Source organism: Solihabitans fulvus (assembly GCF_008386585.1).
Taxonomy (GTDB): domain Bacteria; phylum Actinomycetota; class Actinomycetes; order Mycobacteriales; family Pseudonocardiaceae; genus Solihabitans; species Solihabitans fulvus.
Map to the genome: position 1 here is coordinate 31993 of NZ_VUOB01000061.1, position 24614 is coordinate 56606.

The following is a 24614-nucleotide window of genomic DNA, read 5'->3' on the forward strand; positions in this document are numbered from 1 at the left end:
GGAAGCTGAGCGCCGATCTGTTGCGAAACAAGGATGTTCGTTGAGTTGAAGCGAGGGGCGAATGACCATGTCCGGTGCCGCACCTGCTCGCCTGCCGCTGACGGTCGCGCAGGCGGGCGTCTGGTTCGCCCAGCGCCTCGACCCGACGAACCCGATCTACAACATCGCGGAGTACGTCGACATCCCTGGATCCGTTGACACGACGGCGTTCGAGGCCGCGCTGCGGCAGACCGTCCGCGAGGCCGAGGCCCTGCGCGTCCGCGTGGCCGAGGACGGCACGGAGGTCGCGCTGGTGGTGGACGAGGACCCGGCGTGGTCCCTGCGGCTGCTGGACTTCGGCGACGAGCCCGACCCCGCCGCCGCGGCGGACCGCTGGATGCGCGCCGAACTCGCCACGCCGGTGGACCCGACCCAGGGACCGCTGTTCCTGTTCGCGCTGCTGCGGCTGGGTCCGCGCCGACACCAGTGGTACCAGCGATACCACCACCTCCTGCTCGACGGGCTCGGCATGTCCCTGGTGGAGCGCAGGGTCGCCGCGTGCTACACCGCCGCGGTCGCCGGCACGGACGCCGGCGCGAGCCCCTTCGGCCCGCTGCGCACCCTGGTCGACCGCGAGGCCGCCTACCGCGAGTCCGCGAAGTTCGACCGCGACCGCGCGTACTGGCTGGCGCGGATGGGCGATCGCCCCGAGCCGGTCAGCCTGGCCGGCCGGCAGCCGACCGTCTCGCACGGCCTCACCCGGCAGACCGAAAGCCTGTCACCGTCCCGAATGGACGGTGTCCGGGTGCTGGCCCGCGAGGCCGAGGTGAGCTGGCCGTCGGTGCTCGTGGCCACGCTCGGCCTGCAACTACACCGGCTCACTGGCGCGCGGGACGTCGTGCTCGGCCTGCCGGTGGCGGCGCGGGTCGGCGCGGAGGTCGCGGCCGTGCCCGGCATGGTGTCCAACATCGTGCCGCTGCGGCTGACCCACCGGCCCGACCTGTCCGTGGCCGAGTACCTCCGGCACGCCTCCCGCGAGCTGCACGGCGCGCTGCGCCACCAGCTCTACCGCTACGAGGACCTGCGCCGCGACCTGAAGCTGCTCGCCGACGACACCAGGCTGGTCGGCCCCCACGTGAACATCGTGGTCGCCGACTACGACCTCGACTTCGCCGGCCTGCCCGGCGCGGTCGGCAACCTCGCTGGCGGTCCCGTCGACGACCTGTCCCTGGTGATCGACGGGCGGGCCGGGGACGGCGGGGTCGACCTCTGCTTCGACCTCAACCCCGAGTTATACGGCCAGGACGCGCGCGCGGACGTGCCGCGCCGGTTCCTCGCACTGCTGGACGCGCTGCTCGCCGCCGGCCCCGCCGGGCCAGTCGCCGAGCTGGACCTGGTGTCCGACAACGAACGCACGCTGGTGCTGTCGACGTGGAACGACACCGACGACCCGGTGCCCGGCGGCGTCCTCGCGGAACTGATCGAGGAGCAGGTCGCCAGAACACCCGAGGCGGTCGCGGTCGTGCACGCGGACCGGTCGCTGACCTACGCGGAGCTGAACCGGCGCGCCAACCGGTTGGCGCGGCTGCTGGTCGAGCGCGGGGTCGGCCCGGAGCGGTTCGTCGCGTTGGCCATGCCGAGGACCGAGGAGCTGATCGTCGCGCTGCTCGCCGTGCTCAAGGCGGGCGGCGCGTACGTTCCGGTCGACCCCAACTACCCGGCCGACCGGATCGCGTTCATGCTGGCCGACTCGCGGCCCGTGCTGGTGCTGACCGACCGGCCGGGGCGGGTGCCGCTGCCCGAGGTCGACCCGCCCGCCGTGCTGTCCCTGGACGACCGGGACGTCCTGGCCGCGCTGGCGGGCCGCGCGGACGGCAACCTCACCGACGCGGACCGGCTCGCGCCGCTGCGGCCGGCGAACTCCGCGTACGTCATCTACACCTCGGGCTCGACCGGGCGGCCCAAGGGCGTCGCGGTCGCGCAGCGCAGCGTGGTGGAGCTGGCCGCGTGGGCCGTCCGCGACCTCGGTCCTGCGCTGCTGGCCAGAGTGCTCGCGTCGACCTCGCTCAACTTCGACGTGTCGGTCTTCGAGATGTTCGGCCCGCTGTCCTGCGGCGGCAGCATCGAGGTGGTGCGCGACCTGCTCGCGCTGACCGAGCGGCCCGACGGACGGTGGAGCGGCACGCTGATCAGCGCGGTGCCCTCGGCGCTCGCCCAGGTGCTCGCGCACGGCGGCGTGCACGCCACCGCGGAGCTGGTGGTGCTGGCCGGCGAGGGCCTGTCGCAGCAGGCGGTGCGCGACATCCGCGCGGCCGTACCGGGCTGCGGGATCGCCAACATCTACGGCCCGACCGAGGCCACCGTCTACGCGACGGCCTGGTACTCCGACGGCGAGATCGCGCAGGCGCCGCCGATCGGCCGGCCGCTGGCCAACACCAGGGCCTACGTGCTGGATGGCGCCCTGCGGCCGGTGCCGCCCGGCGTGACCGGCGAGCTGTACCTCGCCGGAGGCGGCCTGGCCAGGGGCTATCTTGGCCGGCCAGAGCTGACTGCGGCGCGGTTCGTCGCCGATCCCTTTGCCACGCAGGGAGGACGGCTCTACCGGACCGGGGACACGGTGCGGTGGAACGCGTCCGGCGAGATCGAGTACCTCGGCCGCGCGGACGACCAGGTGAAGGTGCGCGGGTTCCGGATCGAGCTCGGCGAGATCGAGTCCGTGCTGGCCGGGCATCCCGGTGTGGCACAGGCGGTCGTGGTCGTGCGCGAGGACGCGCCAGGGGTGAAGCAGCTCGTCGCCTACGTCGTGCCGGTCGATGGGTCTGCGCCGGTAGACGGGTCTGTGCCGGCCGGCGGGTCTGTGCCGGCTGACGGGACTGCGCCGGCCGACGGGTCTTTGCCGGCCGACGGTTCTGCGCCGACCGACCTGCGCGAGTGGGTCGCCGACGCGCTGCCCGAGTACATGGTCCCGGCCGCGTTCGTCGCGCTGACCTCGTTGCCGCTCAACCCGAACGGCAAGCTGGACCGCAGGGCGCTGCCCGCGCCGGACTACGCGGCCGGGGCGGGCGGCCGCGCGCCGGCCACGCACGCGGAGCGCGTGCTGTGCGGCCTGGTCGCCGACGTGCTCGGGCTGCCCGAGGTCGGCGTGGACGACAGCTTCTTCGACCTCGGCGGCGACAGCATCGTGTCCATCCAGCTGGTCAGCAGGGCCAGGGCCGCCGGGCTCGCGCTGACGCCCCGCGATGTGTTCGCGCACAAGACGGTCGCGCGGCTGGCCGAGGTGGCCGGCGCCGTGCAGGCGCCCGCCGGGCAGGCGCCGGACACCGGCGTCGGGGACCTGACGCTCGCGCCGATCGCGCGGTGGCTGCGCGAGCGCGGCGGCCCCATCGACGCCGTCAACCAGTCCGTGCTGCTGACCGTGCCGGCCGACCTCGGCTATGAACGGCTGGTCGCCGCCGTGCAGGCCGTGCTCGACCACCACGACGCGCTGCGGATCGGGGTCACCCGGCCGGCGGAGAGCCGCGACTGGGGCCTTGAGGTCACCCCGCGCGGCTCGGTGTCGGCGGCCTCCTGCACTGTCCGGGTCGCCGTCGCCGAGGACGACCGCGAGTCGGTGATCGCGGAGCACGCGGAGGCCGCCGCACGCTGGCTCTTTCCCGACGCGGGCGCGTCGTTCCGGGTGGTGTGGTTCGACGCGGGGCCGCAGCGGCAGGGGCGGCTGCTCCTGGTCGCCCATCACCTGCTCGTGGACGGCGTGTCCTGGCGGATCCTGCTGCCCGACCTCGCCGCGGCCTGGCAGGCCGTCGCCGAGGGCCGCGAGCCCCGACTGGCCCCGGTCGGCACGTCCTACCGGCGGTGGACCGAGCTGCTGGCCGAGCACGCCGCCGCGCCGGAGCGGATCGCCGAGATTCCACTGTGGACGGACGTGCTCGACACCGAGGAACCGTTGCTGGGTACCAGAACGCTCGACACGGCGCGAGACACCGAGGCGACCTCACGGTCCTGCACGGTCGAGCTGTCCGTCGAGGCGACCGAACCGCTGCTCACCCGCGTGCCGGCCGCGTTCCACGCGCGCGTCAACGACGTCCTGCTGACCGCCCTCGCGCTCGCCGTTGCCCAGTGGCGCGCCCCGGGCGGCCCGCTGCTGGTCGACCTGGAGAGCCACGGCCGCGAGGACATCGTCGACGGTGTCGACCTGTCCCGCACGGTAGGCTGGTTCACCAGCCTGTACCCGGCGCGGCTCGACCTCGGAGAGCTGGACGTGGCCGAGGCGATGGCGGGCGGACCGGCTGCCGGTGTCGCGCTCAAGCGGATCAAGGAACAGCTGAGGTCCCTGCCGGACAACGGCATCGGTTTCGGGCTGTTGCGCTACCTCAACTCCGAGCACGGACCCGCGCTGACCCGGCCGCGGCCGCCGCAGCTCGGCTTCAACTACCTCGGCCGGATCGCCGCCGACGACGGCGACTGGGCCGTCACCGCGCAGGCCGTCGCCCCGGCCGCCGACCCGGAACTGCCGCTGGCGCACGGACTCGAGATCAACGCGATCACGAGGGACGGCCAGGACGGGCCACGGCTGGCCGTCACCTGGAGCTGGGCCGACGGGCTGTTCGCCGAGGACGAGGTGCGGGAGCTGGCGGCGGCCTGGTTCCGCGCGCTCGGCGCGCTTGCCGACCACGCGGCGCGCCGGGACGCCGGCGGGCGCACCCCGTCGGACCTGCCGCTGGTGTCGCTGTCCCAGCACGAGATCGACGCGCTGGAGGCGGCGAACCCGCCGCTGGCCGACGTGCTGCCGGCGTCACCGTTGCAGGAGGGCCTGCTCTTCCACGCCCTCTACGACCAGCAGACGACCGACGTCTACACCGTGCAGTTCTGCTTCGACCTCGCCGGCGACCTCGACCCGCGACGGCTGCGGCGTGCGGCGCAGGACCTGCTGGACAACCACCCCAACCTCCGCGCGGGCTTCCGGCACGACGGCCTGCGCGCGCCGGTCGCCGTGCTGCCCGAGCGCGTCGAACTGCCCTGGCGCGAGGTTGACCTCACCGGCCGCGAGGCCGACCTGCCCGAGCTGCTGGTCGGCGACCGCGCGGCCCGGTTCGACCTGACCGCGCCGCCGCTGCTGCGGATCACCCTGGTGCGGCTGGGCGAACGGCGACACCGGCTCGTGCTCACCAACCACCACATCCTGCTCGACGGCTGGTCGATGCCGCTCGTGGCGCGGGAGCTGTTCCTGCGCTACCACGGTTCCGACGCGCCAAGGGCGACCCCGTACCGCGACTACCTGACGTGGCTGGCCGGCCAGGACCGCGCGACGGCCACCGAGGCGTGGCGCGCCGCGCTGGCCGGCCTCGCCGAGCCGACCCTGGTGGCGCGCAAGGGATCCGAACGCGCCGCCGCGCCGCCGGAGCGCATCGAGTTCGAGCTGTCCGAGGCGGTGACCGCCGACCTGGCCGGCCAGGCGCGGCGGCACGGCCTGACGATGAACACCGTGGTGCAGGGCGCCTGGGGAGTGTTGCTCGGCGCGCTGACCGGGCGGGACGACGTCGTGTTCGGGGCAACGGTGTCCGGCCGGCCTGCGGAGCTCCCCGGCGTGGAGTCGATGGTCGGCCTGTTCATCAACAGCCTGCCGGTGCGGGTGCGGCTGGACCCGGCAAGGCCGGCGGTGCAGCTGCTGGCGGAGGTGCAGGAGCAACAGTCCGCGCTGCTGCCGCACCAGTACCTCGGCCTCGCCGAGATCCAGCGCGCCGTCGGCCACGGCGAGCTGTTCGACACGCTCACCGTGTTCGAGAACTACCCGCTCGACCCGCAGGCCCTCGCGCCCGCCGACAGCGAGCCGCGCATCCTCGGCGTCGAGGGCAGGGACGCCACGCACTACCCGCTGACCCTCGTCGCGATTCCCGGGCCCCGCCTGCGGTTCCGGCTGGACCACCGACCCGAACTGGTGGACCGCGCGACCGCCGAGGGCACGGCCGGGCGGCTGCTGCGGCTGCTCGCCGACCTCGCGGCCGACCCGAACCGCCCCGTCGGCCGCCTTGACCTCGTGTCGGCGCGGGAGCGGGAACTCGTGCTGCACACCTGGAACGACACCGCTCGCGAGGTGCCGGACAGCACGCTGCCCGCCCTGTTCGAGGCGCAGGCGGCCCGCACCCCGGACGCCGTCGCCGTGGTGTTCGAGGGGCACACGCTGACCTACGCCGAACTCAACGAGCGCGCCAACCGGCTCGCCAGGCTGCTCGTCGAGCGCGGGGCCGGCCCGGAAAGCCTGGTCGCCGTGGCCGTGCCCCGGTCGCTGGAGCTGATCGTCGCGCTGCACGCCGTGCACAAGGCCGGCGCCGCCTACCTGCCGGTCGATCCGGACTATCCCGCCGACCGCATCGACTACCTGCTGACCGACGCCCGCTGCCCGCTGCTGCTGAGCACCGCGCGGATCGCCGCCGATCTGCCGGAAACCCCTGGCGTGCCACGGCTCCTGCTAGACCACGACGAGCTGACGCCGTTGCTGGCGGGCCGACCGGCCGGCAACCTCACCGACCGCGACCGCCGCGCGCCGCTGCGGCCGGACCACCCTGCCTACGTCATCTACACCTCGGGATCGACCGGGCGGCCCAAGGGCGTGGTGGTGCCGCACCACGGGATCGTCAACCGGCTGCTGTGGATGCAGGACCGCTACGGCCTGACCCCGCAGGACCGAGTGTTGCAGAAGACGTCGTCCGGCTTCGACGTGTCGGTGTGGGAGTTCTTCTGGCCGCTGCTGGCAGGCGCGACCCTCGTGGTGGCGAAACCGGAGGGGCACAAGGATCCCGCGTACCTGTCCGGCCTGGTCCGCGACGCGCGGATCACCACGGTGCACTTCGTGCCCTCGATGTTGCAGGCGTTCCTCGGCCAGGCCGACCCGGCGGGCTGCGCGAGCCTGCGCAGGGTGATCTGTAGCGGCGAGGCGCTGCCGCGCGAGCTGCGGGACCGGTTCTTCGCGGTGCTCGACTGCGAGCTGCACAATCTCTACGGCCCGACGGAGGCGTCCGTCGACGTCACCTCCTGGCAGTGCGTGCCCGGTACGGACACCGTGCCGATCGGGCGGCCGGTGTGGAACACCGCGCTGTACGTGCTGGACGCGGCGCTGCGGCCGGTGCCGCCTGGCACGGCCGGCGAGCTCTACCTCGCGGGGGAGCAGCTGGCCAGGGGCTACCGTGGCCGCGCCGACCTGACCGCGCAGCGGTTCGTCGCCGATCCCTTCCGTGGCGGGGGCGCGCGGATGTACCGCACCGGCGATGTCGCGCGGTGGCGCGAGGACGGCAGCGTCGAGTACCTCGGCCGCGCCGACGACCAGGTGAAGGTGCGCGGGTTCCGGATCGAGCTCGGCGAGATCGAGTCAGTGCTGGCCGGCCACCCCGCCGTGGATCACGTCGCCGTGGTGGTGCGCGAGGACCAGCCGGGTGTGCGGCAGTTGGTCGCCTACGTGGTGTCCGCCACCGAGGCCGACGCGGCGGACCTGCGGGCGCATGTCGCCGACTCGGTGCCCGAGTACATGGTGCCGGCCGCGTTCGTGTCGCTGGCCGCGCTTCCGGTCGGCCCCAACGGAAAACTCGACCGCAGGGCGCTGCCCGCGCCGGACTTCGGCTCCTCGGCGGCCTGGCGGGAGCCGAACACCGAGACCGAACGCGCGCTGTGCGAGCTGTTCGTCGAGGTGCTCGGCCGAACCGAGGTCGGGCCGGCGGACAGCTTCTTCGACCTCGGCGGCGACAGCATCGTCTCCATCCAGCTCGTCAGCCGAGCCAAGGCCGCCGGCCTGGTGTTCTCTCCGCGCGATGTCTTCGAACGCAAGACGGTCGAGGCGCTGGCGACCGTGGTCGGCACCGTCGAGGCGCCCGTCGCGGAGGATCCCGACGCCGGAATCGGCGCGCTGGCACCGGTTCCGGTGGTGCGCGGGCTCGCCGAGCGCGGCGGCCCGACCGACGGCTTCCACCAGTCGATGCTGCTGACCGTGCCGGCTGACCTCGGCGAGGAGCGGCTGGTCGCGGCCGTGCAGGCACTACTGGACCACCACGACGCGCTGCGGACGCGGCGCGTCCCAGACTGGCGGCTCACGGTCGCGCCGCGCGGCTCGGTGGCCGCCGAGGCCGGCGTGCTGCGGGTGGACGCGACCGGTGCGGACCTCGCCGCGCTGGTGACCGAGCACACCGCCCTCGCCGTGGCGCGGCTGGCGCCGGAGGACGGCGCGATGCTGCGGCTCGTGTGGTTCGACGCGGGCCCGGCCCGGTCTGGCCGGCTCCTGATCGTGGCTCACCACCTGGTGGTGGACGGGGTGTCCTGGCGGATCCTGGTGCCCGACCTCGCCGCCGCGTGGCGGGCGGTCGCGGCGGGCGAGCCGATCGAGCTGCCGAGGGTGGGCACCTCCTACCGACGCTGGACGCAGCGGCTCGCCGAACTCGCGCTCGAGCCGACCCGGGCGGCCGAACTCCCGCTGTGGCAGGAGATCCTCGCCGCACCCGACCCGCTGCTGACGGACCGGCCGCTCGACCCCGCGCGGCACACCGCGGGCACCATGCGCGCGCTCACCCTGCACCTGCCGACCGAGACCACCGAGCCGCTGCTGACCACCGTGCCGACCGCGTTCCACGCCGGCGTCAACGACGTCCTGCTGACCGGCCTCGCGCTCGCCGTCGCGGACTGGCGCGGCGCGGACGGGCCCGTGCTGGTCGACCTTGAAGGACACGGCCGCGAGGAGATCGCCGCCGACATCGACCTTTCCCGCACGGTCGGCTGGTTCACCAGCCTCTACCCGGTGCGGCTGGACCCCGGACCGCTCGACCGCGCCGACGCGTTCGCCGGCGGTCCGTCCGTCGGCGTGGCGCTCAAGCGCGTCAAGGAGCAGCTGCGTGCCATACCGGACAACGGGATCGGCTACGGCATGCTGCGCCATCTCAACCCCGACACCGGTCCCGCCCTCGCCGGGCTGGCCCGGCCGCAGCTCGGGTTCAACTACCTCGGCCGGTTCGCGGCCACCGAGTCGACCGGGCCGGTGGACTGGCAGGCCGCGCCGGAGTCCGCCGGGCTCGGCGGCGGGGCCGACCCGGCCATGCGGCTGCCGCACGGCATCGAGGTCACCGCGGCCACCCAGGACACCGACGGCGGGCCCCGGCTCGCGGTGACCTGGCTCTGGGCCGAGGACCTGGTGTCCGAGCACAGCATCCTCGGGCTCGCCGAACGCTGGTTCCGCGCGCTGCGGAGCCTGGTCGCGCACGCCGAGCGGCCCGACGCGGGCGGCTACACGCCATCCGACCTCACCCTGGTCTCCCTGAGCCAGGACGAGATCGACGAGTTCGAAGACGACTTGCAAGCAGAGTGGGAGATGTCGAAGTGAGGCAATCGCGAGTCGAGGACGTGCTGCCGCTGTCGCCGTTACAGGAGGGCCTGCTGTTCCACGCCCTCTACGACGAGCAGACGCCGGACGTCTACACCGTGCAGTTCGCCTTCGACCTCAAGGGCGCCACCGACACCTCGGTGCTGCGCGACGCCGTCGCCGTGCTGCTGCGTCGGCACGCGAACCTGCGGGCGAGCTTCCGGCAGCGCAAGACGGGGGAGACCGTCCAGGTCATCGCCAGGGACGTCGAGCTGCCCTGGACGGAACACGATCTATCCACTGTGGACGGTGCGCGGCAGGCGGACGAGCTGGCGCGCCTGCTGGCGGAGGACCGGGCCACCCGGTTCGACCTGACCGCCGCGCCGCTGCTGCGCTTCACCCTCATCCGGCTCGGCGCCGACCGACACCGGCTGGTCGTGGCCAACCACCACATCCTGCTGGACGGCTGGTCGATGCCGCTGCTGGTGCGCGAGCTGTTCACGCTGTACGCGCAGCGCGGCGCGGAGACCGGGCTGCCCAGGGTGACGCCGTACCGCGACTATCTCGGCTGGCTCGCCGGGCAGGACCGCGCCGCCGCCGAGGAGTCCTGGCGGGAGTCGCTGGCCGGCGTGACCGAGCCGACGCTGCTGGCGCGCGCCGACCCCGGCCGCGCGCCCATCGCCCCCGAGAAGCTCACCGTCGAGCTGTCCGAGGAGCTGACCCGCCGGGTGCAGCGCGAGGCGCGGCGGCACGGCCTCACCCTCAACACCGTGGTGCAGGGCGCCTGGGGCCTCGTGCTCGGCCGGCTCACCGGGCGCACGGACGTGCTGTTCGGCGCGACGGTGTCCGGGCGTCCGCCGCAGCTGGCCGGCGTCGAGTCCATGGTTGGCCTGTTCATCAACACCCTCCCAGTCCGCGTGCGCACGGACCCGGCCGAACCGCTGATCGAGCTGCTGGGACGCCTCCAGGCCGAGCAGGCCGCGCTGCTCGGCCACCAGCACCTCCGCCTGTCCGATGTGCAGAACCTGCTCGGCCTCGGCGAGATGTTCGACACGCTGACCGTGTTCGAGAACTACCCGCTCGACCCCGACGCGCTGAGGCTGCCGGGCACGGGGCTGACGGTCGAGGGCATCACCGGCCGCGACGCGACCCACTACCCGCTCACCCTCGTTGCGATGCCGGGATCGCGGCTCCAGCTGCGGTTGGACTACCGACCCGACCTGTTCGACCACGCCACGGCCGAACGGATCCTGGCGCGGCTGCGGCGCGTCCTCGACGCGGTGATCGCCCAGCCGGAGCTGCCGGTCGGCCGGATCGACGTGCTGGCCCCGGACGAGCGCGAGCAGATCCTGGTGCGGTGGAACGACTCCGCGCGCGACATCCCGCCCGGCACGCTGACGTCGCTGTTCGAGGACCAGGCGGCCAAGACCCCGGCCGGCGCCGCGCTGATCGCGCCGGGTGTCGAGCTGACCTACGGCGAGCTGAACGAGCGCGCGAACCGGTTGGCGCACCTGCTGATCGAGCGCGGCGTCGGGCCGGAACGGCTGGTCGCGCTCGCGCTGCCGAGGTCGGTCGACCTGGTCGTCGCGGTGCTCGCCGTCACCAAGGCAGGCGGGGCGTACCTGCCGATCGACCCGAGCTACCCGGCCGACCGCGTCGCGTTCATGCTCGCCGACGCCGCGCCTGCACTCGTGCTCGCCACGAGCGACGTGCCGCACCCGGACTGCGCGCTGCTGCTGGACGAGCTCGTCCTCGACGGCCACCCGGCGACCGACCCGACGGACACCGGGCTGCGCGCGCAACACCCCGCGTACGTCATCTACACCTCCGGGTCCACCGGCACGCCCAAGGGTGTCGTGGTCTCGCACGCCGGCCTGGCGAGCTTCGCCGCGGCCGAGGTGGACCGTTTCGACGTCCGCCCCGGCGATCGGGTACTCCAGTTCTCCTCGCCCAGCTTCGACGCCTGTGTGCTGGAGCTGTGCATGGCGTTCCGCGCCGGGGCCGCGCTGGTCATCCCGCCGCCGGGCCCCCTGGTCGGCCGCGAACTCGCGGAGCTGCTGGCGCGCCAGGGTGTCACGCACGCGCTGATCCCGCCGGCCGCGCTCGCCAGCGTCCCGCCAACCGCGCTGCCGGAGTTCCGCACGCTGGTCGTCGGCGGCGACGCCTGCTCTGGCGAGCTGGTCGCCGCATGGTCGCCGGGGCGTCGGATGATCAACGCCTACGGCCCGACGGAGTCAACCGTCGCGGCGACCTTCAGCGAACCGCTGTCCGGCACCAAGATCCCGCCGATCGGCCGGCCCGTGTGGAACACCCACGTGTACGTGCTCGACGGCAACCTCCAGCCGGTCCCGGCCGGCGTCGCCGGCGAGCTGTACGTCTCGGGCGCCGGGTTGGCGCGCGGCTACCTGCGCCGCCCCGGCCTGACCGCCGCGCGGTTCGTCGCCGACCCCTTTGCGGGGCACGGTAAACGGATGTACCGCACCGGGGACGTGGTGCGCTGGACCGAGCCCGCGAGCGAGTCTTGCGCAGAACTGGAGTACCTCGGCCGCGCCGACGACCAGGTGAAGGTGCGTGGGTTCCGGATCGAGCTGGGCGAGATCGAGTCCGCGCTCGTGGCCCACCCCGAGGTCGCGCGGGCCACTGTGGTGGTGCGCGAGGACCAGCCGGGCGTGAAGCAGCTCGTCGCCTACGTCGTGCCCGTCGACGGCGCGATGGTCGTGCCGGGTGAGCTGCGGGACACCGTCGCCGCGCGGCTGCCGGAGCACATGGTGCCGGCCGCGTTCGTGTCGCTCACCGAGTTCCCGTTGACCGCCAACGGAAGCAAGCTCGACCGCCAGGCCCTGCCCAAGCCCGAGTTCACGCCGCGCGCCGCGACCACCGTCGCGCCGCGCACCCCGGTCGAGCGAACTCTGCTCGGCCTGTTCGCCGAGGTGCTCGGCGTGCCGACGGTCGGCGTGCTGGACAGCTTCTTCGACCTCGGCGGCGACAGCATCGTGTCCATCCAGCTGGTCAGCCGCGCCCGCAAGGCCGGCCTGGTGATCACCCCGAGGCAGGTGTTCGAGCACCGAACGGTCGCCGGGCTCGCCGCGGTCGCCGTCGGCGCGACGGAGGCCGTGGCCGCGCCGGCAGACGACGGCGTCGGCGTGGTGGCGCTGACGCCGATCGTGCACTGGCTGCGCGAGCGCGGCGGCCCCATCGACGGCTTCCACCAGTCGATGTTGCTGACCGTGCCGGCGGACCTCGGCGAGGAGCGGCTGGTCGCGGCCGTGCAGGCGCTGCTGGACCACCACGACACGCTGCGGCTGCGGCTGACCAGGGCCGGTGGCATCGTCTGGGGCCTCGAGGTCGCGCCGCGCGGCGCGGTGTCGGCGGCCTCCTGTGTGACCAGGGTCGACGCCGCCGGCGCGGACCTGCGCGAACTCGCTGCCGCACAGGCGAAACAGGCGCAGGCCCTGCTGTCCCCCGAGCGCGGCGCGATGCTCAGGGTGGTTTGGCTGGACGCTGGCCCCGACCGGCCGGGCCGGCTGCTCGTGCTGGCGCACCACCTCGTCGTCGACGGCGTGTCCTGGCGGATCCTGCTGCCCGACCTGGCCGCCGCGTGGCGGGTGGTCGCGGCGGGCGAGACCCCCGTCCTCGCCCCCGTCGGCACCTCCTACCGCCGCTGGGCCGAACACCTCGTCGCGCTGGCGCAGCACCCGGCGCGGCTCGCCGAGATCGCCGGCTGGACGCAGCAGGCCGCCGGCCCCGACCCGTTGCTCGGCGACCGCCCGCTGGACGCCGCCGTGGACACCGTGGAAACAGTGCGGCAGCTCACGCTGAGCCTGCCGGCCGAGCGGACCGAGCCGCTGCTGACCCGCGTGCCCGCCGCGGTCCACGGCCGCGTCAACGACGTGCTGCTCACCGCGCTGGCGCTGGCCGTCGCCGACTGGCGGCGCGGTCGCGGCGTGGCCGAGTCGAGCGTGCTGCTCGACCTGGAGGGGCACGGCAGGGAGGACGTCGTCGACGGCGTCGACCTGTCCCGCACGGTCGGCTGGTTCACCAGCCTGTATCCGGTCCGCCTCGACGCGGAGGTCACCGACTGGGCGGACGTCCTGGCCGGCGGGGAATCCGTCGGCGCGGCGCTCAAGCGGGTCAAGGAACAGCTGCGAGCGGTGCCGGACAACGGGATCGGCTACGGCCTGCTGCGCCACCTCAACCCGCAGACCGGACCGATGCTCGCCGGGCTGCCCGCGCCGCAGCTCGGCTTCAACTACCTCGGCCGGTTCGCCGCGCCCGGCGCCGACAGCGGCGCGGAGTGGTCGGCCGCGCCAGAGGCCGGCGCGCTCGGCGGCGGCGTCGACCCCGGCACACCCGCGCCGCACGGCCTGGAGATCACGGCGCTCACCGAGGACCACGCCGACGGTCCAAGGCTGACGGTCACCTGGTCCTGGCCCGGTGGCCTGCTGCCCGAGTCGGACGTGCGGGACCTGGCGGAGGCGTGGTTCCGCGCCCTCGACACGCTCGCCGCGCACGCGGCCCGACCGGGCGCGGGCGGCAGGACGCCGTCGGACCTGCCGCTCGTGTCGTTGCGGCAGCAGGAGATCGAGATCGTCGAGACGGCCGGCGGCGAGCTGACCGACGTGCTGCCGCTGTCCTCCCTGCAACACGGGCTGCTGTTCCACGCGCTCTACGACCGGGACGCCTCGGACGTCTACACCGTCCAGCTGCTGCTCGACCTCGAAGGACCGCTGGATGTCGACGTGCTGCGCGCGAGCGCCCGCGTCCTGCTCGACCGGCATCCGAACCTGCGAGCCGGCTTCTGGCAGGACGGGCTGCGCGGCCCGGTGCAGTTCGTGCCGCGCGAGGTGTCGTTGCCGTGGCACGACATCGATCTGTCCACTGTGGACAATGAGACCGTCGAGTTGGAGCGACTGCTCGCGCTGGACCGGGCCACCCGCTTCGACCTTGCCGCGCCGCCGCTGCTGCGGTTCACCGCGATCCGATTGGCCGGCGGGCGGCACCGGCTGGTGTTCACCAACCACCACATCCTGCTGGACGGCTGGTCCGCGCCGCTGCTGGTGCGCGAGCTGTTCGAGATCTACGCGGCAGGCGGTGTCGACACGGCCCTGCCGACCGCGCACCCCTACCGCGACTACCTGGCCTGGTTCGTCCGCCAGGACCGCGCGCCGGCCGAAGGCGCGTGGCGCGCGGCGCTGGCGGGTGTCGAGGAGCCGACCCTGCTCGCGCCGGCCGACCCGAGCCGCGTCCCCGCCCTTCCCGAGCGGCTCTCCGTCGACCTGTCCACGGAGCTGACCGCCGCGCTGACCGACCGCGCCAAGCGGCTCGGGCTCACGCTCAACACGGTGTTCCAGGGCGTCTGGGGCGTGCTGCTCGGCGGCCTGACCGGGCGCGGCGACGTGCTGTTCGGCGCGACGGTGTCCGGGCGGCCGCCCGAGGTGCCCGGTGTCGAGCAGATGGTGGGGCTGTTCATCAACACCATGCCCGTGCGGGTGCGGCTCGACCCGGCCGAGTCGCTGGCCGGCCTGCTGACCCGGTTGCAGGAGCAGCAGTCCGCGCTGATGGCGCACCAACACCTCGGGCTCGCCGACATCGGCGGCCTCGCCGGGCTCGGCGAGCTGTTCGACACCCTGCTGGTGTTCGAGAACTACCCGCTGGACCCGGCGGCCCTCACCCTGCCGGGCACCGGCCTGCGCGCGACCGGCATCGACGGCAGGGACGCCACCCACTACCCGCTCACGGTCGTGGCGATTCCGGGACCGCGCCTGGAGATTCGGCTGAACTACCGCGCCGACGTGCTGGACCGCGCCGACGTCGAGCTGCTGGCGCAGCGCCTGCTGAGCCTGCTCGAACTCGCCGCCGCCGACCCGGACCGCCCGGTCGGCCACGTCGACGTGCTGACCGCCGCGGAACGGGATCGCCTGCTCGGCGAGTGGAACGGCGCGGTGCTGCCGGCCGGGCGTGCGGAAAGCTCGGTGCAGCAACGCTTCGCCGAGCAGGTCACCGCCACGCCCGATGCCGTCGCCCTGATCGCCGACGGCGAGCGGATCAGCTACCGCGAACTCGACCGCAGGGCCAACCGCCTGGCGCACCGGCTGATCGCGGCCGGGGTCGAGAGCGAGGACCGGGTGGCGATCCTTCTGGAACGCTCGGTGCAGCTCGTCGTCGCCACCCTGGCGGTGCTCAAGGCTGGCGGCGCGTACGTGCCCCTCGACGCGCGCAGCCCGGTCGCCCGCCTGGAACAGGTGATGGCGCAGACCGAATCCAGGGTGCTGCTCACCGAAGACTCGTTTGCGGGGTCGGGCACGGAGACCGAAGACCTGTTCGCGGGGGCAGCCACGGCCACGCGCGGCATCGAGTTCCGGCACGACGCACAGGTGATCCTCGTCGACACGGACGCCACGCTCGCGCGGCAGCCGGACACCGACCCCGGCGTGGCCGGGCATCCCGAGCAACTGGCGTACGTCATGTACACCTCGGGATCCACCGGCACGCCCAAGGGCGTCGCGGTTACCCACCACGACGTGCTCAGCCTGGCCGACGACAGCTCCTGGCACGGCCCCAACCACGACCGGGTGCTGCTGCACTCGCCGCACGCCTTCGACGCCTCGACCTACGAGCTGTGGGTGCCGCTGCTGTCCGGCCGCCAGCTTGTCGTCGCGCCGGCCGGCGAACTGGGCATCGCAGACCTGGCGCGGATCATCGTGGTCACCGAGATCACCGGGCTGTGGCTCACCGCCGGCCTGTTCCGGCTGCTGGCCGAGGAGTGCCCGGAGTGCTTCTCGGGCGTCCGGGAGGTGTGGTCCGGCGGCGATGTCGTGCCGCCGGCGACCGTGCGGCGAGTGCTGGACGCGTGCCCGTCGCTGGTCTTCGGCGACGGCTACGGCCCGACCGAGACCACCACGTTCGCCACCCGCCACCTGCTGCGCGCAGGCGACCCGGTGCCGGCCACGGTGCCGATCGGCGGACCGCTGGACAACATGCGGGTCTACGTCCTTGACGACAACCTGCGGCTGGTGCCGCCGGGGGTCACCGGGGAGCTGTACATCGCCGGGGCCGGGCTCGCCAGGGGCTACCTGCGCAGGCCGGCGCCGACCGCCGAACGGTTCGTCGCCGACCCCTTCGCCTCGGCCGGCCGGATGTACCGGACCGGCGACGTCGTCCGCTGGAACGCCATGGGAGCGCTGGAGTTCGTCGGCCGCGCCGACGAGCAGGTGAAGATCCGCGGCTTCCGGATCGAGCTCGGCGAGATCGAGGCGGCGCTGGCCGGCCGGCCCGGCCTGGCGCAGCTCGCCGTGATCGTCCGCGAGGACCGGCCGGGCGACAAGCGGCTGGTCGGCTACGCCGTGCCGGAGGCCGGCGGGGATCTCGACCTGGACGCGCTGCGCGACCACGCCGCCGCCGCTCTGCCCGAGTACATGGTGCCGGCCGCGTTCGTCGTCCTGGAGTCGTTGCCCCTCACCGTGAACGGCAAGCTGGACCGCCGCGCGCTACCCGCCCCGGACTACGCGGCCGCGGGCACCGGGCGCGCGCCGAGGACCCCGCAGGAGGAGATCCTGTGCGGGCTGTTCGCGGACGTGCTGGGACTGCCCGAGGTCGGCATCGACGACGGCTTCTTCGCGCTCGGCGGCCATTCCCTGCTGGCCACCAGGCTGGTCAGCCGGATCCGGTCGGCGCTCGGCGTGGAACTCGCGGTGCGTAGCCTGTTCGAGGCGCCGACCGTGGCCAAGCTCGCGACTTCGCTCGGCAACGCCGCCACCGCGCGGCAGACGCTGCGCCCGATGGCCAGGCCCGAGCGCGTGCCGATGTCCTACGGCCAGCGCAGGCTCTGGTTCCTCAACCGGTTGGAGGGGGCCAACTCCCCGTACAAGATCCCGGTGGCGCTGCGGCTGCGCGGCGAGCTGGACCGCGCGGCGCTCCAGGCCGCGCTGCGCGACGTGATCGACCGGCACGAGAGCCTGCGCACGGTGTTCCCGGAGTCCGACGGCGAGCCGTACCAGCTGGTGCTGACCGCCGACGCGGCCACGCCGACCGTGCCGCTCACCGACCTCGCCGAGGACGAGCTTGCCGAGGCCGCGCAGGCCGTCGTCGCGCGGGGCTTCGACCTGTCCGTCGACCCGCCGCTGCGCGCCGAGCTGTTCCGGCTCGGCGGCGGCGAGCACCTGCTGCTGTTGGTGCTGCACCACATCGCGGGCGACGGGTGGTCGATGGCCCCGCTGGCCCGGGACTTCTCCGACGCCTACGGCGCGCGGCTGCGCGGCGAGGCGCCCGGCTGGGAGCCGCTTCCCGTGCAGTACGCGGACTACAGCCTGTGGCAGCGCGAGATCATGGGGCGCGAGGAGGACGCGGACAGCGCCATCGCCAGGCAGGTGGACTTCTGGACCACCGCGCTGGCCGACCTTCCCGACCAGCTCGACCTGCCGGCGGACCGGCCGAGGCCCGCCGTCGCGAGCCTGCGCGGCGGCACCCTGATCTTCGAGGTGCCCGCCGAGCTGCACCTCGGCCTCGGCGAGCTGGTCCGGCAGCACCAGACGAGCCTGTTCATGGTGTTGCAGGCCGCCGTCGCGGCGCTGCTGACTCGGTTGGGGGCCGGCACGGACATCCCGATCGGCAGCCCGATCGCCGGCCGCACCGACGACGCGCTGGACGAGCTGGTCGGCTTCTTCGTGAACACCCTGGTGCTGCGCACCGACACCTCGGGCGACCCGACCTTCGCCGAGCTGCTGCGCAGGGTGCGCGACGCGGACCTCGCCGCCTACGCCAACCAGGAGCTGCCCTTCGAGCGCCTCGTCGAGGTGCTGAACCCGGCGCGGTCGATGGCCCGCAACCCGCTGTTCCAGGTGTTGTTGGTGCTACAGAACAACAGTGGCGCCGACCTCGCACTGCCCGGCCTCGACGTGACGGTGGAGAACCTCGGCGCGCACGCGGCCCAGTTCGACCTGTCCATGGATCTCACCGAAAGGCCGGACGGCATCACCGGCCGCCTCGACTTCAGCCTCGACCTGTTCGACGAGGACACCGCGCGCGCCGTGGCCGACCGCTTCGTCCGGCTGCTCGGCGGCATCGTCGCCGACCAGGACCGGCGCATCGGCGAGCTGGACATCCTCGACCCGGCCGAGCGGCAGCGGCTGCTGATCGACTGGAACTGCACCGGCCGCGCGGACGATCTCGACGGTGTCGTGCAACAGGTCCGGTCCATCGCGCGCCGCAGGCCCGACGCGGTCGCCGTCGTCGACGACCGGGCCACGCTGACCTACGGCGAGGTCGCGGGCCGGGCGAGCGCGCTGTCCCGCGCGCTCGCGGCCGACGGCGTCGGCACCGGTTCGATCGTCGGGATCCTCGCGGACCGGAGCGTGCGGGTGCCCGTCGCGGTGCTCGGCGTGCTCGGCGCGGGCGGCGCGTACGTGCCGCTGGATCCCCGGGCGCCCATGTCGCGCGTCGCCGGCCTGCTGGCCGACAGCGGCGCGCGGTGGCTGCTGACCGAGCCCGCGCGCGCGGACCAGGCGCGCGAACTCGTCGCCGAGACCGGCGAGCCGATCGAGGTCGTCGTGCTCGGCGAGGACACCGACCCCGCCGCCGACCTGTACCCGGTGGCGGGCCGGCCGGCCGACCTCGCCTACGTCATCTTCACCTCGGGTTCGACCGGCCGCCCCAAGGGCGCGATGGTGCACAGGGCCGGCATGGTCAACCACCTGCTGGCCAAGGTCGAGGACCTGGCACTGTCCGAAGTGGACAGTGTGGTGCAGAACGCCCCGCTGACCTTCGACATCTCGGTGTGGCAGATGCTGGCCGGGCTGGTGGCGGGCGGCCGCGTGCGGGTGATCGGCGAGGACACCGCGCTGGACCCGCTCGGCCTGTTCGAGCGGGTGGCCACCGAGCGGATCTCCGTGCTCGAGGTCGTGCCCTCGTTGCTGCGCACCGCGTTGGACGCCTGGGACGCCGGCGCGCCCTCGGTTGCGCTGCCCGCCCTGCGCTGGCTGATGGTCACCGGCGAGGCGCTGCCCGAGCAGGTGTGCCGCCGCTGGTTCGACCGCTACCCGGACATCCCGCTGGTCAACGCCTACGGCCCGACCGAATGTTCCGACGACGTCACGCACGCGGTGCTCACGCCGGCGACGCTGGCGGCCGGCGCGACCGTGCCGATCGGCCGCGCCATCCGCAACACCAGCCTGTACGTCCTGGACGAGCTGCTGGAGCCCGTGCCGGCCGGGGTGGCCGGCGAGCTGTGCGTCGGCGGTGTCGGCGTCGGGCACGGCTACCTCGGCGACGCGGTGAAGACGGCGTCCGCGTTCGTGCCTGACCCGTTCGCCGAGCGCCCCGGCGCGCGGCTCTACCGCACCGGCGACCGGGTGCGGTACCGCGCCGACGGCCAACTGGAGTTCCTCGGCCGCCGCGACCACCAGGTGAAGATCCGCGGCCAGCGCATCGAACTCGGCGAGGTCGAGGCGGCACTGCGGGCCGTGCCCGGCGTGACCGACACCGTGGTGACGGTCAGTCCCGACCCGGCAGGCCAACACCGGCTCGTGGGCTACCTGGTCGGCGCGGTCGACGCGCAGCGGGTGCGCGGCGAGCTTGCGGCCGTGCTGCCCGAGGCGATGGTGCCGTCGGCGCTGGTCGCGCTCGACGCGCTGCCGCTGACCTCCAACGGCAAGGTGGACCGCAAGGCGCTGCCGGAGCCGGACTTCGGCGCGGGTTCCGGCGGGCGTCCGCCGCGCACCCCGCAGGAGGAGATCCTGTGCGGGGTGTTCGCCGAGGTGCTCGGCGTCGCCTCGGTCGGCATCGACGACAACTTCTTCGACCTCGGCGGCCACTCGCTGCTGGCCACCCGCCTGGTTAACCGGGTCCGGTCGGTGTTCGGCGCGGAGCTGCCGATCAGGAGCCTGTTCGAGCACCCGACCGTCGCGGGGCTGTCCGGCAGGCTCGGCGCGGCCGGCGGCGACGTGCGCGCGCCGCTGCGCCCGATGCCTCGGCCGGCCGAGGTTCCGCTGTCCTTCGTGCAGCGCAGGCTGTGGTTCCTCAACCGGTTCGAGGGCGCTGGCGGCGCCTACAACGTGCCGCTGGCGTTGCGGCTGTCCGGCGAGCTGGACGTCGACGCGCTGCGCGCCGCGCTCGGCGACTTGGTGGAGCGGCACGAGAGCCTGCGCACGATCTTCCCAGAGACCGACGGCGAGCCGCGCCAGGTCGTTTTGGACGCCGACATCGCGCGACCGAAACTGTCCACTGTGGACATCGCGGAGGCCGCCCTGACCGGCGAGGTGGCCGCCGCGAGCACCGAGGGCTTCGACCTCACCAGGCAGCTGCCGCTGCGCGTGACGCTGTTCGCGCTGGCCGAGACCGAACACGTGCTCGTCCTGGTGCTGCACCACATCGCGAGCGACGGCGCGTCCGCCGGTCCGCTGGCGCGCGACCTCGCGGCGGCCTACTCGGCGCGGCGCACCGGCCGCGCGCCCGACTGGACACCGCTTCCGGTGCAGTACGCCGACTACAGCCTCTGGCAGCGCGAGGTGCTCGGCGCGGAGAGCGACCGGGACAGCAGGGTGACCGCCCAGCTGGACTTCTGGCGCACCGCCCTCGCGGGCCTGCCCGACCAGCTCGACCTGCCGGCCGACCGGCCGAGGCCCGCCGAGGCCGCGTTCGTCGGCGACACCGTCCCGTTGACGGTCGAACCCGAGCTGCACCAACGACTCGTCGACCTCGCCATGGCCAGCCAGACCAGCCTGTTCATGATCGTGCAGGCGGCGCTGTCCGCGCTGCTGACCAGGCTCGGCGCCGGCACGGACATCCCGCTCGGCAGCCCGATCGCCGGGCGCACCGACGAAGCGCTCGACGACCTGGTCGGCTTCTTCGTGAACACGCTGGTGCTGCGCACCGACACCGGCGGCAACCCCAGCTTCCGCGCGCTGCTCGACCGCGTCCGCGAGACCGATCTGGCCGCGTACGCGCACCAGGACCTGCCCTTCGAGCGGCTGGTCGAGGCGCTGAACCCGCCGAGGTCGCTGGCCAGGCACCCGCTGTTCCAGGTGGCGCTGGCGTTCCAGAACCACACCGAGATCGCGCTGGAGCTGCCGGGGCTGCGGATCGACGCGGTGCCGGCCGGCACCGGCGCGGCCAAGTTCGACCTGTCCGTCAGCCTCGGCGAACAGCGCGACGAGGCCGGCGCGCCGACCGGCATCCTCGGCAGGCTGGAGTACCGCACCGACCTGTTCGACCGGGACACCGTCGCCACGATCGGCACCCGCCTGCTGCGGCTGCTCACGGCGGTCGCGGCCGACCCGGACCAGCCGATCGGCGCGGTCGACCTCCTCGACGCGCCGGAGCGCGAACGGATGCTGGTGGCGTGGAACGACACCGACACCGCGGTGCCGACCGCGACGCTGCCGGAGCTGTTCCAGGCGCAGGTGGCCCGCACCCCCGACGCGACCGCGCTGCTGCACGACGGTGTCGAGCTGAGCTACGCGGAACTCAACCGCCGCGCCAACCGGTTGGCCCGCTTCCTGGTGGGTCGGGGCGTCGGCCCCGAGCAGTTCGTCGCGGTCGCGCTGCCCCGCTCGGCCGACCTGGTGGTGAGCCTGCTCGGCGTGCTCAAGGCCGGCGCCGCCTACGTGCCGGTCGACCCCGACTATCCGGCCGACCGCATCGAGTACATGCTCGCCGACACGCGCCCCGCGCTGCTGCTCACCAACCGGGCGCTGGCCGCTGTGCTGCCGGAAACCGCGGTGGCCCAAGGCGTTCTCGTCGACGACCCGGCCACGCTGGACGCCGTCGCGGGCCACCGGGACGGCGACCTCGTCGACGAGGACCGGCTCGGCGCGCTGGCGCTGGGCAACCCAGCCTACGTGATCTACACGTCCGGCTCCACCGGCCGCCCCAAGGGCGTGGTGATCGAGCACCGCTCGCTCACCGACTACCTGGCGTTCGCCGGCGGCGACTACGCCGGCGTGCGCGGGTTGGCGCTGCTGCACTCGCCGATCTCCTTCGACCTCACCGTCACGGCGATGTTCGTGCCGCTGACCGTCGGCGGCACCGTGCTCGCCACCACCCTGGAGAACGCCGACCCCGCCGTGCGCGCCGAGCTGCGGCGCAGGCCGTGCACCTTCCTCAAGGCGACCCCGAGCCACCTGCCGATGCTGGCCGCGCTGCCCGAGGAGTTCTCGCCCGACACGGAACTGTTGCTCGGCGGGGAGTTGCTGCTCGGCGAGCTGGTCGACGAGTGGCGGCGCGAGCACCCCGGGACGACCGTGCTGAACATGTACGGCCCGACCGAGACCACGGTCAACTGCACCGAGTACCGGATCGAGCCGGGACAGGCGATTCCCTCGGGCCCGCTGCCCATCGGTCGCCCGCTGGCCAACACGCGGCTCTACGTGCTCGACGAGCACCTCCAGCCCGTGCCGGTCGGCGCGCCGGGCGAGCTGTACGTGGCGGGCAACGGCCTGGCGCGCGGCTACCTCAACCGGCCCGACCTGACCGCGACGAAGTTCCTGCCGGACCCCTTCGGCGCGTCCGGCACCAGGATGTACCGCACGGGCGACGTGGTGCGCTGGCAGCCGGACGGCAACCTGTACTTCCTGCGCCGCGTCGACGACCAGGTGAAGCTGCGCGGGTTCCGCATCGAGCTCGGCGAGATCGAGTCGGTGCTGGTCGGGCGGCCGGAGATCGCGCGGGCCACGGTGATCGTCCGCGAGGACCGGCCGGGCGACCAGCGGCTGGTGGCCTACCTGGTGCCCGAAACCGGACGCGACCTGCCGGAGGCGGGATCGCTGCGCGAGCAGCTGTCCGCGCGCCTGCCGGAGTACATGCTGCCGTCCGCGTTCGTGCCGCTGGACGACATTCCGTTGACTCCCAACGGAAAGGTCGACCGGCGCGGGCTGCCGGCCCCCGACCTCGGCGCGCACGTGTCGGGCAGGTCCGCGCGCACCCAACGGGAACGCGTGCTGTGCGAGCTGTTCGCCGAGGTGCTCGGCCTTGCCTCGGTCGGCATCGACGACGGCTTCTTCGACCTCGGCGGCCACTCGCTGTTGGCCACCAGGCTGATCAGCCGGGTCCGCGCGACCTTCGGCGTCGACCTGGCCATCCGCAGCCTGTTCGAGGCGCCGACCGTGGCCGCCCTCGCCGAACGGCTCGGCGCTGACGACGGCGGCAGCGCGTTCGACACGCTGCTCCCGTTGCGCCGGCAGGGCACCCGCCCGCCGCTGTTCTGCGTGCACCCGGCCAGCGGGCTCGGCTGGTCCTACTCGGGGCTGATGAAGCACCTCGGCCCCGACGTGCCCATCTACGGCCTCCAGTCGCGGGGCATCGAGACCGAGGAGGAGCTGCCGGCGACGGTGGAAGAGGTCGCGGCCGACTACCTCGCGGAGATCCGCGCGGTCCAGCCGTCCGGGCCCTACCACCTGCTCGGCTGGTCCTTCGGCGGCCTGGTGGCGCACGCGATGGCCGCCCGGTTGGAACGCGAGGGGGAGACGGTCGCGCTGCTCGCGCTGCTCGACTCCTTCCCGAAGGTCGGTGACGAACGTACGCCGAGGGCCTTCCTGGACGAGCAGGAACTCCTGCACGCCATGCTCGACCTCGCCGGCTACGACCGGGACAGCCTCGGCGACGGCCCGGTCGACCACGCGCGCATCGTCGAGCTGCTGCGCGACCAGGGCGGCGTGCTCGACGGCCTCGAGGAACGCCACCTGTCCGCGCTGTACGAGGTGTTCGCCAACAACTCCGACCTGGCCAGGACGTTCGTGCCGGCCACGGTCGCCACCGACGTGCTGCTGTTCGTCGCCGCGCTCGACCAGGGCGCCGACGGCCCGTCGCCGGACCGGTGGCGTCCGCACGTCGGCGGCGCCGTGCACCGGCACGACGTCGCCTGCCACCACAACGACATGACCCAGCCCGCCCCGCTCGCCGAGATCGGCAGGGTGCTGGCGGAGACGCTGCGCGAGAAGGGAAATCAGTCATGAGCAACCCGTTCGAGAGCGACGAGCTGTCCTACCTGGTGCTGGTCAACGACGAGGGCCAGTACTCGCTGTGGCCCGCGTTCGCCGCGGTGCCCGGCGGCTGGACCGTCGCCTACGGCCAGGACACCCGCACGGTCTGCCTGGACTACATCAACGAGCACTGGACGGACATGCGCCCGCTGAGCCTGGTCGCCGCCATGGCGAACGATCGGGCCTGACCGGCGAATCTCCTGCCATTGCAGGAACTTGCACGGAAATGAACGCCAGAAACGTTGATAGGCAAGGGAAACGCAAACTAAACTGACGACAGAACATCGGAGTTGACACCCCGGCGCCAGCCTGGTGGACACAATTCCCGT

Annotated in this window: 3 protein-coding genes; all 3 read left to right on the plus strand. The window is 73.6% G+C overall.

The window, feature by feature from the left end:
• The first annotated feature begins 61 nt into the window (after positions 1-61).
• Genes F0L68_RS30120 through F0L68_RS30130 form a run of 3 tightly spaced genes read left to right on the plus strand, consistent with a single transcriptional unit; the run spans position 62 to position 24473 of the window.
• On the plus strand, positions 62-9334 hold the full coding sequence (locus tag F0L68_RS30120) for a non-ribosomal peptide synthetase (RefSeq protein WP_149853238.1): 9273 nt from the start codon (positions 62-64) through the stop codon (positions 9332-9334).
• Positions 9331-24258, plus strand: coding sequence for a non-ribosomal peptide synthetase (locus F0L68_RS30125; RefSeq protein WP_149853239.1), 14928 nt, complete (start codon positions 9331-9333; stop codon positions 24256-24258). Before F0L68_RS30120 ends, F0L68_RS30125 begins: the two co-directional genes overlap by 4 nt.
• On the plus strand, positions 24255-24473 hold the full coding sequence (locus F0L68_RS30130) for an MbtH family protein (protein WP_149853240.1): 219 nt from the start codon (positions 24255-24257) through the stop codon (positions 24471-24473). Before F0L68_RS30125 ends, F0L68_RS30130 begins: the two co-directional genes overlap by 4 nt.
• The last annotated feature ends 141 nt before the right edge of the window (positions 24474-24614 follow it).

What these genes read in the sequence shown, in the direction of transcription:
- F0L68_RS30130 (WP_149853240.1), top strand. Translation starts at nt 24,255, where the DNA reads ATGAGCAACCCGTTCGAGAGCGACGAGCTGTCCTACCTGGTGCTGGTC.
- F0L68_RS30120 (WP_149853238.1), top strand. Translation starts at nt 62, where the DNA reads ATGACCATGTCCGGTGCCGCACCTGCTCGCCTGCCGCTGACGGTCGCG.